This is a genomic window from Halomonas sp. SpR1, from assembly GCF_031010175.1.
Taxonomy (GTDB): domain Bacteria; phylum Pseudomonadota; class Gammaproteobacteria; order Pseudomonadales; family Halomonadaceae; genus Vreelandella.
The window spans coordinates 1-13,208 of sequence record NZ_JAUAMB010000044.1 but is presented as its reverse complement, the minus strand read 5'-3'; the positions used below and the strand labels follow the sequence as shown (position 1 = coordinate 13,208).

11 protein-coding genes are annotated in these 13,208 nt (G+C 53.0%); 7 read left to right on the top strand and 4 right to left on the bottom strand.

The genetic code is table 11. From position 1 onward, the window contains the following. Nucleotides 1-11: 11 nt before the first annotated feature. From QT231_RS21405 to QT231_RS21395, 3 genes are read left to right on the top strand one after another with little or no spacing between them, the layout of a single operon-like run. On the top strand, nucleotides 12-1,199 hold the full coding sequence (locus QT231_RS21405; protein ID WP_308338839.1) for a PQQ-dependent sugar dehydrogenase: 1,188 nt from the start codon (nucleotides 12-14) through the stop codon (nucleotides 1,197-1,199). A gap of 53 nt (nucleotides 1,200-1,252) precedes the next feature. After that, nucleotides 1,253-2,698, top strand: a complete 1,446-nt coding sequence (locus QT231_RS21400) for an ATP-binding protein (protein WP_308338819.1) — start codon at nucleotides 1,253-1,255, stop codon at nucleotides 2,696-2,698. Nucleotides 2,699-2,709: 11 nt separating this feature from the next. Further along, entirely contained in the window at nucleotides 2,710-4,110 is a 1,401-nt protein-coding gene (locus tag QT231_RS21395) for a sigma-54 dependent transcriptional regulator (RefSeq protein WP_308338818.1), read from the top strand. A gap of 228 nt (nucleotides 4,111-4,338) precedes the next feature. On the opposite strand, the gene QT231_RS21390 is transcribed toward QT231_RS21395, so the two are convergent. After that, nucleotides 4,339-4,761 carry a hypothetical protein gene (locus tag QT231_RS21390; RefSeq protein ID WP_308338817.1) on the bottom strand — a complete coding sequence of 141 codons (423 nt, stop codon included), beginning with the start codon at nucleotides 4,759-4,761 and terminating at the stop codon, nucleotides 4,339-4,341. Between the two features lie 396 nt (nucleotides 4,762-5,157). On the opposite strand from QT231_RS21390, the gene QT231_RS21385 reads away from it, so the two are divergent. The 4 genes from QT231_RS21385 (at nucleotide 5,158) to QT231_RS21370 (ending at nucleotide 10,115) form a co-directional block, all read left to right on the top strand. Then, nucleotides 5,158-6,360, top strand: a complete 1,203-nt coding sequence (locus QT231_RS21385; protein ID WP_308338816.1) for a glycine betaine/L-proline ABC transporter ATP-binding protein — start codon at nucleotides 5,158-5,160, stop codon at nucleotides 6,358-6,360. Continuing rightward, nucleotides 6,360-7,190, top strand: a complete 831-nt coding sequence (locus QT231_RS21380; RefSeq protein ID WP_308338815.1) for a proline/glycine betaine ABC transporter permease — start codon at nucleotides 6,360-6,362, stop codon at nucleotides 7,188-7,190. Before QT231_RS21385 ends, QT231_RS21380 begins: the two co-directional genes overlap by 1 nt. A gap of 166 nt (nucleotides 7,191-7,356) precedes the next feature. After that, a complete protein-coding gene (locus QT231_RS21375) occupies nucleotides 7,357-8,232 on the top strand; it encodes a glycine betaine ABC transporter substrate-binding protein (RefSeq protein WP_308338814.1) in 876 nt (291 codons plus the stop codon). A 242-nt stretch (nucleotides 8,233-8,474) separates the two neighbouring features. Next, on the top strand, nucleotides 8,475-10,115 hold the full coding sequence (locus QT231_RS21370; protein ID WP_308338813.1) for a BCCT family transporter: 1,641 nt from the start codon (nucleotides 8,475-8,477) through the stop codon (nucleotides 10,113-10,115). A gap of 180 nt (nucleotides 10,116-10,295) precedes the next feature. On the opposite strand, the gene QT231_RS21365 is transcribed toward QT231_RS21370, so the two are convergent. The 3 genes from QT231_RS21365 to QT231_RS21355 all read right to left on the bottom strand — a co-directional run. Further along, the gene (locus QT231_RS21365) at nucleotides 10,296-11,021 is read right to left on the bottom strand and encodes a 3'-5' exonuclease (protein WP_308338812.1); all 726 of its coding nucleotides are present in this window, start codon (nucleotides 11,019-11,021) and stop codon (nucleotides 10,296-10,298) included. A 1-nt stretch (nucleotide 11,022) separates the two neighbouring features. After that, nucleotides 11,023-12,933, bottom strand: a complete 1,911-nt coding sequence (locus tag QT231_RS21360; protein ID WP_308338811.1) for a DUF294 nucleotidyltransferase-like domain-containing protein — start codon at nucleotides 12,931-12,933, stop codon at nucleotides 11,023-11,025. 181 nt (nucleotides 12,934-13,114) lie between these two features. Beyond that, a partial coding sequence (locus QT231_RS21355) for an IS3 family transposase (protein WP_308338364.1) occupies nucleotides 13,115-13,208 on the bottom strand: 94 nt, incomplete at its 5' end.

The following is a 13,208-nucleotide window of genomic DNA, read 5'->3' as shown; positions in this document are numbered from 1 at the left end:
GAGGGCACGCTATGCTTTATGTGAACAACAGCCACCCTACCCGACTGCTGCCTGCGGTTTTAGCTGGGATCAGTGGGTTAGTGCTGGCAAGCGCTATCAACACGGCAAAGGCGGAAATCATTCAGGAATCACTGGAGACCGATCACCTTACTCTCTCCATTGAGCGCATTGCTGATGGGTTCGAGCACCCATGGGCGGTGGTATTTCTACCCGATGGCCGCTACCTGGTGAGCGAACGCGGCGGGCAGATGAAACTCGTCGACCCCAATAGCGGTGAAGCCAGCACCTTGGAAGGCATGCCCGAAGTGAGTACTCAGGGCCAGGGCGGGCTGTTGGACGTAACATTACATCCTGATTTCGAAGGCGGAAATAGCGACGGTGATAACGACTGGATCTATTTCACCTGGAGCAAGCCCGACGGCAACAACAGCCGCTCGGCGTTATCGCGGGTAAAATGGCAAAATGACCAGCTGGGTGAAGTTGAGCACTTGTTTGAACAGGATCGCGCCTCTGGGCCTGGCCGCCACTACGGCTCACGATTAGCGTGGCTGCCCGACGGCACCCTGCTGATGAGTATTGGTGACCGTGGCAGTGAACCACCCCGCGCCCAGGCAAGCGATGACCATGCCGGCTCCACCCTGCGCCTTACCGCTACGGGCGGCGTTCCAGACGACAACCCATTTGTCGGCGATGACACCACTCTGGATGAAATTTACTCCATGGGTAACCGTAATATTCAGGGCATGACCGTGCTCAGTAACGGCGAAGCCTGGGCATCAGAACACGGCCCCCGCACCGGCGACGAACTGAATCATATCCAAGCGGGCAACAATTATGGCTGGCCAACCGTCAGCCAGGGCAATGACTACGCGACCAATGAGCCAATTGGCGAAGACTCGTTACCCGGCATGGTGGATCCTGTGTATATCTTTGAAGGCCGCTTCGCCCCCGCTGGGCTTGCTGAAGTGACCAGTGAAGCCTTCGGCGAGTGGCAGGGCAGCTTATTAGCCGGCGGGCTAGGTAGCGAGAAACTACTGCGTTTGCGCCTAGAAGAGGGTCAAGTCGCCGAAGAAGAGCTGATTTTACAGGGCGAAGTAGGCCGTATCCGGGATGTTCGCCAAGGCCCTGATGACGCTATTTACCTGCTTACTGATGCCCCACAGGGCGGCTTGTATCGCTTAGCGCCAACAGACCAGTAGCACTCCACTCACCCGCTGATACTAAACCGTATTAAAACCACCATGGATGCCCCATGCGACTACGCAATTTAATTATTTTAACGGTGATTGTGCCGCTGTTCGTCATCCTGGTGGTGTTTAGCTTAGTGGCGATCAAGTCGCTCGAAGATAACGTACGCTCGAAGCTACAAACAGAAGTGGAGATTATTACCCGCACGCTGAGCTCTTCGCTCAGCTACGCGGTTACGCCAGATAGCAGTACACCGCTTGAAGAAGCGCTTCAGTCAGCGTTCTCATTCCACCGCATTTACGGTGCTTATGTCTTCGATACCCAGGGTCGCGATATTTACGGCCTAGGTCTTGGTAAAGATATTTTCACTCGCGAGGAAATTCAGCAGGTCATTGAACGCGATAACTTGTATAGCAATTATCGCCAACACGAGGGTTGGAATTACTACTCTGCGTTGACACCCTTGCGCTCACAAGATGGCACTGTATATGGTGTGCTGCAGGTCAATCGACTAAATACCGGTATTGAGAACTACACGGGTTTTATCAGCATTGTGGCCGTGTTGGTGTTTGTGATTGGCGCCGCCGGGATCGTGTTTAGTATTTGGTGGGGGTTCCGGCGCCATATTGAGCGCCCGCTGAATCGGTTGGTGCACGTGATGCAGTTGGTGGAAGAAGGAGATCGTAGCCAACGTGCTACCGAAGATGGCCCTATCGAATATCGCCACCTCGCCTCCGGTTTGAATGGCATGCTGGATGCGATGGCCGAGAAAGACCAAGAGATCGAAAATCGCCAGCGGCGCGAAATTGAGCTTGAAAAGCGCCTGCGTAAATCGAAGAAATTGGCTGAATTAGGCGTGCTGGCGGCAGGGGTAGCCCACGAAATAGGCGCGCCGCTAACAGTGATTAATGGCCAGGCCCAACGCTTGGCTCGACGCAATGTCATTGGTGATGACGAACGTGCACGATTAGGCCGCATTCGCGGCGAAGTGGAGCGCATCGTTGAAATTGTTCGCCAATTGATGGAATTAGGCCGTCAACATAACGTAGATAAAGACGAACAGGCGCTCGAACAACTTGTTACAAGTGCCAAAGACCTGGTGGAAGATGAGCTTGAACCACGCAATATTCGTTTAGACATTGAATTACCGTCGCCGACACCCAACTTACACGCTAACGGCCAACAAATTGTACAGGTGCTGACCAATTTACTGCGCAATGCAGCGCAGGCCCCTGAAGTAAGCCGCATTCGGGTACGCGCCCATCAACAAGAACACGAATTGATACTGTGGGTGGAAGATGATGGCCCGGGGATTCCCACCGCCCATCACCATAAAGTATTCGACCCATTTTTCACCACCAAACCGGTCGGCCAAGGCAGCGGTTTGGGACTCTCTATGGTACATCGCATTATTAACGACCACGGCGGTACGATCGGCGTGTTTGACAGCGCCCTAGGCGGCGCTGGATTTGAAATTACACTACCTATTAGTGAAACCGCATCCGCGTGAGGACAACATTTGTGACCCAACAGGAACCCCTTTTACCTTTGTTGGTGGTGGAGGATGACGCCGCTATACGTGAGTTATTGGAAGAAGAGCTGCAGGATGCAGGCTACACAACGCTCGGCGTACCTAGCGCAGAAGAGGCGATCGCCTTACTAAGCCACACCTCCGTCTCATTGGTGATCACCGATGTGCGACTGCCGGGCATGACCGGCATTCAGCTACTCCAGCAGCTCCGCCAGGCTGGCAGTGAGCTGGGCATTATTGTGATTACCGCATTTGGCACCATCGACCAGGCGGTCGAGGCACTAAAACTCGGAGCTGACGACTTTTTAACCAAGCCGCTAGACCTTGATGCCATCCGCGAAGCCGTATTTCGTGTGCTGGAACGCCAACGCCTGGCGGTTTTCCACGACACGGATATCAGCCACTTCCACGGCATTGTGGGCAAGAGTCAGGTCATGCAGACGCTCTTTCATGACGCCTCCCGCCTTGCCAAAAGCGATGCCCCTATTCTGATCTTGGGTGAAAGCGGCACCGGCAAAGAACTCCTTGCCCGCGCCATTCACCAGGAAAGCCCGCGCCACGACCAGCCATTTGTACCGGTTAACTGTGCGAGCATTCCCGCGGATTTGATGGAGAGCGAGTTCTTCGGCCACGTCAAAGGCGCCTTTACCGGTGCTAACGAAGCGCGCCGCGGGTTATTCCATAGCGCCCAGGGCGGCAGCCTGTTTTTGGATGAAATTGGTGAAATGCCGATTAATCTACAGGCGAAGTTGCTACGGGCTTTGCAGGAAAAGACCGTACGCCCGGTGGGTGGCGAACGTGAAGAGCCGGTTGATGTACGTATCATCGCCGCAACCCACCGCAATCTGGAGAAAGAGATCGAACAGGAGAATTTCCGCAGCGACCTGTTCTACCGCTTGGAGACCTTCTCACTACGCATCCCCCCGCTGCGCGAGCGCGGTACCGATATCGAGCACCTTGTGTTCGCCCTTATCGATAAACACTCGGAGGCACAGGGCAAACAGATAGAGCAAATCGAGCCGGAAGCGTTCAACAACCTGCTCAACTACGCCTACCCCGGTAACGTTCGCGAACTGGAAAACGCCATTATGCGGGCCGTTACCCTAAGTGAAGATGGCTCACTCAGCTATAAAGATTTGCCCGAGCGTCTGCGTGAACAATCGACGATGGAAACCGGTAGCCCTCTGGTACCCACTGTGAGTGGCGAAGTGCTACCAGGAGGGCAGATGCCAACGCCACCGCCAATCCGCTGGCCCAGTTTAGAAGAAGTCGAAAAGCGCTATATTAACAAAGTGCTGGAAGCCACCGGTGGCAACAAGCGGCGCACCGCAGAAGTTCTTGGAATTGCTCGCCGGACGCTCTATCGCCGTCTGGAAGATAATGAAGAGTAGCCACCGTCAAGTAGCCAAATCGCGAAACGACAAACGCTAATTAAAAAGCATGGGTTAAAAAAGCAGGCAAAAAAAACCCCCGCGGGCGCGGGGGCGTAAAGGATGATAAACCGTGTGGAGCAGCCGCAGGGAACAAACAGCTGGGTCGATTTACCATCGTAGGGAGCGGTACACTTACTCACACTTAAAACAGTTGATTAAAAACAGTCACTTAATACAGATAAATAATTAATTAGCGGTCGAATTTTCATCATCTTCAGCACCGGGCATCGGATCAGTACCTTCACCAAAGCCAGGCTCGTCTTCGTCAGGGTTCATAGTACCTTCTGCGGGCTCATCCATGGTGTTGTCTGGCATGGTGTCTTCAGACATCGTTCCTTCAGGCTGTGCCATACTGCCTTCTGTTGCTGGGTCATCACCCAAACCAGGATCCTGCTCCATGGCGGGCTCTTCGTTCATGCTTGGCTCTGGCTGAGTAGCCGCGTCCTGCTCTACGGGAGCAGCTTCATCCGCAGGCGGCGCTACCTCTTCGTTATCACCGCAACCTGCTAATACAAGTACACTTGCTGCCGTCGCCATCATACATAGCGTTAACCAGCGTGGGCGATTGGAAACCTGCTTACTCTCAATGTGGTCGTGATGCTTATCCATAATACCCACCTCCATTGCTAACACCGTATGTTTCTAAACGTCTCACTGGATAATTGCTAACCAGTTTTATACAGATAATATCTTGCCTACATTCAGACTATTCATTTTGCGTGCCAAACCCAATAATAAAAAAATAAAATATTTAAAATCAATTATTTAAAACAAAATTAGCATATCGCTAAAAGCGTTTAGCAAAGCGCCCCAGGTGGGTAAAAAATGACACATGTAACGTTAATTACCCCGTTGAGCGAGCCGTTGTGACACACTGCCTCTACCTATGTATAATAATTTTTAATAAATTATCCGACTCAAGCTCTTATTTCTTTATGAATGGATAAGCAATGCCATACGCCCATTCTGTTCAACACGTTTTTACTGAAAAAAAAGGCATCGCCGATGGACGAGACACGACCCGTCAAAATTAAAGTGCGCGGCTTAAGCAAAGTCTTTGGTAAGCACCCACAAAAAGCCATTGAGCTACGTAACCAAGGAATGAAACGCCCCGAAATTTTGGAGAAATCCGGCCAGACGCTAGGGCTATCCAATATTTCATTTGATGTTTATGAAGGCGAACTGCTGGTCATCATGGGGCTATCGGGGTCGGGTAAATCGACGTTGATCCGCTGCTTTAACCGTCTGATTGAAACCACCGAAGGTGAAATCATTATCGACGGTGAAAACATTCCGACGCTAAAAGAGAAAGCATTACTAGAGTGTCGCCGCCGTCACTTCTCCATGGTATTTCAAAATTTCGCGCTATTTCCCCACCGCACTGTGCAGCAAAATGCCGAGTTCGGTTTGGAAATTCGCGGCGTAGAGAAGACAGAGCGGCAAAAAATTGCCCATAACGCGCTGAAACAAGTAGGCCTGGAGGGTTGGGAAGACGCCTACCCCAATCAACTTTCCGGCGGCATGCAGCAGCGCGTTGGTCTCGCCCGCGCACTGGCGAACGATGCCACCGTACTGCTGATGGATGAGGCCTTCTCCGCGCTCGACCCGCTGATTCGCAAAGATATGCAGCAAGAGCTTTTGCAGCTGCAATCCAAAATGCAGAAAACCACGGTCTTTATCACCCACGATTTGGATGAAGCGCTCAATATTGGCGACCGCATCGTGCTGCTGAAAGATGGCGAAGTGGTACAGATCGGCACTCCGGAAGAGATTCTCACCAAACCAGCGGACGACTACGTGCGGCGCTTTATCCAAGGCGTTGACCGAGCACGTATTTTGACCGCAGAGAGCGCCATGCGGCCACTGCGCTCCACCGCACGGGAGAGCGATGGCCCACGCACAGCACTACACCGCATGCGCGACCATGCGATCGACTCTATCTATGTGGTTGATCGCGATCGCCGCCTAATCGGCCTGCTTGAGGCCGATGCGGCCAGCAAGGCCATTGAAGAGGGGGCCAACTCGATCATCCCCTACTTAACTCAGGATTTCCGCAAAGTCCCCATGGATGAGCCACTGCATAACCTGTTCGCCATGTTTAGTGAAAAGAGCTTCCCTATCGCCGTTATTGATAAGCAGGAACAACTGCTGGGTGTGGTGGTTAAAGGCGCAGTACTTGATGAACTGGCACGAGCAGGAGAGCAATAATGGATATCCCACGCATCCCGCTAGGTGATTGGATTGAAAGCGGCCTGACTTGGTTGACCAGCGAATACTCAATGGTTACCCGCGGTATATCGCGTTTCACTCAAACCGGCATCGATGTTTTAAATGACGGCTTGATGTGGCTACCAGAGTGGGCGCTGCTGGCGTTGATCGCACTGCTCTGCTGGAAGCTGGCGGGCCCTCGGCTTGCGATCGGCGCCGTCGCTGGTTTGGCACTGATTTGGAACCTGGGCCTCTGGAATCCGATGATAGAGACGCTCACGCTGGTGGTGTTCGCTACCATGGTGGCGGTGGTCATCGCGTTACCGGTAGGCATTGCAGCGGCGCTCTCCAATCGGCTTTATCGGGTGATTATGCCGATTCTGGATTTTATGCAGACCATGCCAGCGTTTGTTTATTTGATTCCGGCGATTCCATTTTTCGGGATTGGCTCGGTCTCGGCAATTTTTGCTACGGTGATCTTCTCGATGCCCCCGGCGATTCGCTTTACCACGCTGGGCATACGTCAAGTACCGGTGGAGCTGATCGAGGCTGCCGATGCCTACGGCGCCACCCGTGGCCAGAAGTTATTCAAAGTACAGCTACCGCTGTCACTGCCCACGGTCATGGCGGGTATCAACCAGACCATTATGCTCGCCCTCTCCATGGTGGTCATCGCCGCCATGATTGGTGCGGATGGCTTGGGCAGCGAAGTATGGCGCGCCATTCAACGTTTACGCCCTGGCGACGGCTTTGAAGCAGGCATCGCGGTGGTTATTCTGGCCATGCTGCTGGATCGCCTGACGCAGTCACTAAGAAAAACCCGGCAATAGCGAAAATGCACGGGTAGCGTAAAACGATGAAGTAAAACAGCAGAAGCGGCTGCGTTGAGCCATTAGCTTGCTAAGTCGCTCTTTGCTCACCATGCTGTGTTTTGCAGCAGCTGTATTTGTTGATAACTGTGTACGCTAATAACTTTATACCCAAGGGAGAAAGTGAATGAAACATCGCACATTGAACCTCCGTATCCGTCTTGCTTCCCTAGCACTGCTAGCAGGTGCAGGCGTTGCCGTCAGCAGCGCGGCGCAAGCCGAAGAAGAGAAAGGCACGGTAAACCTGGCCTACGTGGAGTGGTCTTCCGAAGTCGCTTCTACTAACGTCATTGCCGCGGTACTTGAACAGGCAGGCTATGAGGTTGACCTAACCTCTCTCTCAGCGGCGGCCATGTTCCAAGCGCTCTCTACTGGCGATGCAGATGCTATCGTTGCCGCTTGGCTGCCTACCACTCACGCCGATTACATGGAGCGTCTGGGTGATAGCATTGAAGACCTTGGCCCCAACCTGGACGGTACCAAGCTAGGCCTCGTTGTTCCTTCATACACCGATGTCGACTCGATTGCTGACCTTAACGATAACGCCGACAGCTTTAATGGCGAGATCATCGGTATTGACCCCGGTGCAGGCTTAATGAGCCTCACCGAAGAGGTCGTGGATACCTATGACCTTGAGCTGAATCTGCGTAGCGGCAGCGGTGCCACCATGACCGCCGCGTTATCCAGCGCGATCAATAACGAAGAAGATGTCGTTGTGACTGGCTGGACGCCTCACTGGATGTTTGCCCGCTTTGATCTGAAGTATCTGGAAGATCCTGAGAACGTCTATGGTGGCGCGGAGCAGATCCATACTGCGGTTCGCCAAGGCCTGGAAGATGAGATGCCGGAAGCGTATGCGATTCTCGACGCCTTCGAATGGACGCCTGAGCAGATGGGCGAAGTCATGCTGATGAACCAGGAAGATGGCAGCGACCCCTACGAAAACGCGAAGCAGTGGGTTGAAGATAACCAAGACGTAGTCGCAGAGTGGCTCGATAGTTAAACGAGCCAAGCAGTCACGGTAGCAGGGGGCCTCGGCCCTCTGTTGTCGTTGTAAGCACTGTTTTAAGAACTGTTTTAAAAACTGTTTAAGCGTCAAGGTTCACATTACGTTGAATACTGTCATAACAGATTTGCTATTGTGAGCATCTAAGCGCGCGCCATGCAATGTTGGTTGATGACCACATTTTGGTTTCTGTTCAACCTTTTTGATCGACACTTTTTGATCGAAATAGAGAGGCTCCTGTGGATAACCACGACGATAAACGCCCCCCTGAAGAGCCGGTCTCTGAGGGCATACCCGCCCCAGAGGGTGCGGCCAATCTGATTGATACCGATTACGTTATCGGTCAAGACAACATCACCACCAGTACAATGGGTCTCAATCTTGACCTTCACGGCAAGGTGTTCAGTATCTCAGCCGTTATCGTGCTGCTGTTTGTGGTGCTAACACTTGCGCTGCAAGACACCATTTCGCCTATTTATGACGCCATTTTCAACTTTTTAACCGGCAATCTGGCGTGGTTTTTTATCTTAGCGGCGAATATATTCGTCATTTTGTGTATTGGCCTGATCTTTTCTCCGTTAGGTAAAATCCGTATCGGTGGCGCCGAAGCCAAACCGGATTTTACCTATATCGGCTGGTTCTCCATGCTGTTTGCAGCGGGCATGGGCATTGGCCTGATGTTCTTCGGCGTTAATGAGCCGCTAACACACTTTGGCACCTCATTTGATGGAGGCAGCTGGGCGCCATTGGCGGGTGCGGAAGGTAATGCTGCCGGTGCGGAAGCGTTGGCCATGGCGGCAACCATCTTTCACTGGGGCCTACACCCCTGGGCTATTTATGCCGTTGTTGCCCTTTCCCTGGCACTTTTCTCGTTCAATAAGGGCTTGCCGCTCTCTATGCGTTCAGTGTTTTACCCGATTCTGGGCGAGCGCGTTTGGGGTTGGCCAGGCCATGTGATCGATATTCTGGCTGTGTTTGCCACGCTGTTTGGTTTGGCCACATCACTAGGCTTAGGTGCTACCCAGGCCGCTGCGGGCCTTACCTATCTGTTTGATGCGCCAGAAAGCGATATCACCATGATCCTGCTGATCATCGGCATTACCATCATCGCCATCGGTTCGATTCTAGCCGGCGTCGATAAAGGTGTTCAGCTACTCTCCAAAATCAACATCGCGATGGCAGCCGCCCTGCTGTTCTTTGTGATTGCGGTTGGCCCTACCCTGCTGATTGCCACCGGTTTCTTTGAGAACCTGTGGAGCTATGCGGTGCACTTGCCTGCGCTGTCGAACCCCTTTGGCCGTGAAGATGCCAACTTCAGCCAGGGCTGGACAGCCTTCTATTGGGCATGGTGGATCTCCTGGTCTCCGTATGTCGGTATGTTTATCGCCCGGGTATCCCGTGGCCGTACCGTGCGCGAGTTTCTTATCTCCGTCATGCTGGTGCCCTTTTTCGTATCGGTTTTGTGGATGACCACTTTCGGCGGTACAGCCATTGACCAATACGTAAGCCAGGGTATTGAAGCCGTGCGTGACGCTGGGGTTGATCTTCAGCTCTTCATCATGCTGGAGCAATTGCCACTGTCACAAATCACCTCGTTCATTGCGATTCTGCTGGTGATCATCTTCTTTGTGACCTCCTCTGACTCCGGTTCGCTGGTCATCGACTCGATTACTGCTGGCGGTAAGGTCGATGCACCGAAACCACAGCGCGTGTTCTGGGCGATCATCGAAGGCGCTATTGCCATCGCCCTGCTGCTAGGTGGTGGCCTGACCGCATTGCAAACCATGGCGGTATCTACCGGCTTCCCGTTCACCATCATATTGCTGGTGGCCTGCTATGCCATCATCAAGGGACTGATGAGCGAACCCAAAGCCGTTTAGCGCTGTTTTAAACCGACCCGTTGGTTTAAAAATACGGGGTTAAACTTCGCTAGTAAACAAAACGGGCAACCCGCTGGGTTGCCCGTTTTTTTATGGCTATGTTGTTTTATGGCTATGTTGTTTTATGGCTATGTTGTTTTATGGCCATGTTGTTTTTATGACCATATGGATAGCTAGCCTTCAACACCACATATCTTTTAAAGGCGTATCAGGTCGATAGTGGGTGGCAATTTGGGCCTGTAACAGCTCTGCAGTGGCCAACGCATCCACCAAGGCATGATGGCCTTGATAGGCGGGCAAGCCGTAGCGCTCACGGCTTGCGTGCAGCCGTATAGAAACCGGTGGACGGCCCAGCCAGCGGCGAAAACGCGCCCACAGGGTTTGGCGGTGCAGCCGCGCTTCCAGCGACATGGTATCAATCATCGGAAACAGCACCCCTTCCCCGCGCCGGGTTTTAACCGCTGCGTCTAAAAAGGGTCGCTCAATATTACGAAAATGAACCACTACCAAACGCCCGGCCAGCTGTGCCAGTAACTCATCAAGAATTTCGTCTAGATCCGGCGCCTGGGCGATCTCCGAGTGGGTAATATGGTGGTAGGTAATTGAGGCTTCTGCTAGCGGTCTCGAGGGGTTCACCACCCAGTAGCGCCGCTCAGCCAATTTGATACGATTCAACGTGAAGGGTACAAGGCCGATACTGACAATCGCATGTCGCCTCTCATCCAGCCCGGTGGTCTCCATATCCAGCGCCACCATCGGCACCTCAGCAATAGGCGTTTCAGGGTCAGGCAGCGGCGTCCCAAAAAACTGTTGGATGCCGGGATTTTTCGCCAGCTGTGCCCGCTGGGCCATGTAGCCCTTCCAGTCAGCCTGGGTAATTTTTTGACGTGGGCGTATACCGAACATCTTAGCGCCCCTGCCGCTGGGCGGGCATAGGGTAGCGGAACTTGAGGAATTTTTGCGCGTTGCTCAGCACCTGGAAAGCATCTTTCAAGGTATGCCGCTCGCTATCCGCTACATTTTCAGGCTCGATATTGTTATCTGGCTGGCGATCCTCTTGCAGATCAATCATTTGATGGCGAATCCGCGACATGCATAAAAACTCAAACGCATAGCTGAGCTTGTCGCTCATACCTGTCGCCAATAGCTGGGTTTTACTGATGTCATTCAGGCGTTGAAAAGAGTTCTGCGCCTTGGAGCCGCAGGCCAGGGCGTGAATCCTTACCAAATCCACCATCGGCGCGGTGCCGCGGCGCTTAAGGTTGATGGAGTTATTGTGTTTACCATCCTGCTCCATCACAAAAGTGCGGAAAAACCCCAGCGGCGGCGTGCGGTTTAGAGCATTGCGTGCCATAGCGGCTAAAAACAGTGGAGATTGGGGAGCGGTCTCAGCAATCAAATCCTGTAGCGCTTCCACATAGAGGTCTTCGCCGTAGCAGCTATCCAGGTCAAAGAAAATCGAGCTGTGCAGCAGCCGTTCGGGCGTGGGGTTGGCCATCCAATCCTGAAAATAGCCCTTCCAAACGCTGAGCGGCTGACGCCATTGAGTGTTGGTCGCCATGACATCGCCTTTGCAATAGGTGTAGCCGCAGGCGTCTAAGCCATCGCTGACAATTTTTGCCAGAGCATAAAAGTAGTCGTCGTGCTGCTCAGGAACAAAGTCATCAGAGAGAATCAGCGCATTGTCCTGATCCGTGACGATGCTCTGCTCATTGCGGGCCATGGAACCATTAACCATAAAACAGTAAGGTACCGGCGGCGGGCCGAGTTCCGCTTCGGCCATTTCCAGCAACCGCCGCGTAAAGCTACGTCCGATAGTGGATAGTGCGCTGCCCACCATCTGTGAGTTAGCCCCCTCTTGCACCATACGCACAAACGCTGCGCTCACATCCGGTGCCAAGCGCGCCAGCCCCTGGGTGCTGGACTGATGAAAAATATTGCTGACCAGATAGAGCCCGCTATGAGTCTCGTAGCGAATAATATCCGAAAGGTGCACCACGCCCACCGGGCGCTGACGATACAAGACAGGAAGGTGATGTACGTTACTGCGCAGCATTGTCAGCATGGCCTCATAAACAGAGGCGTCCGACTGAACAGTAATTAGCCTTGAGGAAACCACCTCACCAACCGAGGTTTGCGGCGATAGCCCCTCGGCGACCACGCGGGTACGAAAATCACTGTCGGTTAAAATCCCGCACATCTGCCAAGTCTGGCCTTCGCTATCTTTAAAACTGTAGCGTGGGTTATCACTCCCCTCTTTTATTACCAACAGTGCGGATGCTTGCGCTTCGCTCATCTGCTGCGCGGCGTGCTGAACGCTGGTAGACGTTTCCACCATCACTGGGTAGCGGCTTATCAGTTTGCGTATCCGCGTGACCATCATGTCGTTGGATTTCTTTTGCTGCTCGGCGGCGCTCTCAAGTCGCGGCCGTTCCAACTCTACAAAATCGGCAAAGTGGTCATCCTCCTCGCACAGCCGTAGGAAGACCGCCTTGGGGATAAAATAGATCAGGGTATCTTCAATCGCCTGAGCTGGAAAACGCACCTTATGGTTACGCAGCAAACTAAAGTGACCAAAAATATCGCCCTCACCCAAGCGGTTATACAGCTCCCCCTGGCTACGATAAACTTCCACAGCACCACTGCGGATATAGCAAAGATCATTGAGCATCTCGTTGAGCGCCAATATGCTGCTGCCGGTTTTGAAGTAGCTCACTTCCACCTGCTCAGCAATGGCATCAAGGAGATCATCCGACAGCCCATCAAAAGGGGGGAACCGCCCCATATGCTGGCGTATTTCTAACAGCTCGACATCCATACGGACTCCTTGGGCTTGCCGGACAATAGGCTGGATAACCAACACGTCATCTAAAGTGTGGCGGGAAGGCTAAGTCAGGTAAACCCCTCCAAGCATAATAAAACTATCCTCAAGCTGAACGATCAATAAAAAAAGCCCGGTGCAGTTATGAACTGACCCCAAAAACTTGGACAGTAAAACACTAAGCGGACAAGGCCTGAGCTCGGTACTGCACCGGGCTCAGGCCTTTTAGTTTGGACTTGATGCGCTCGTGGTTATAGTAATGGATGTAGTGT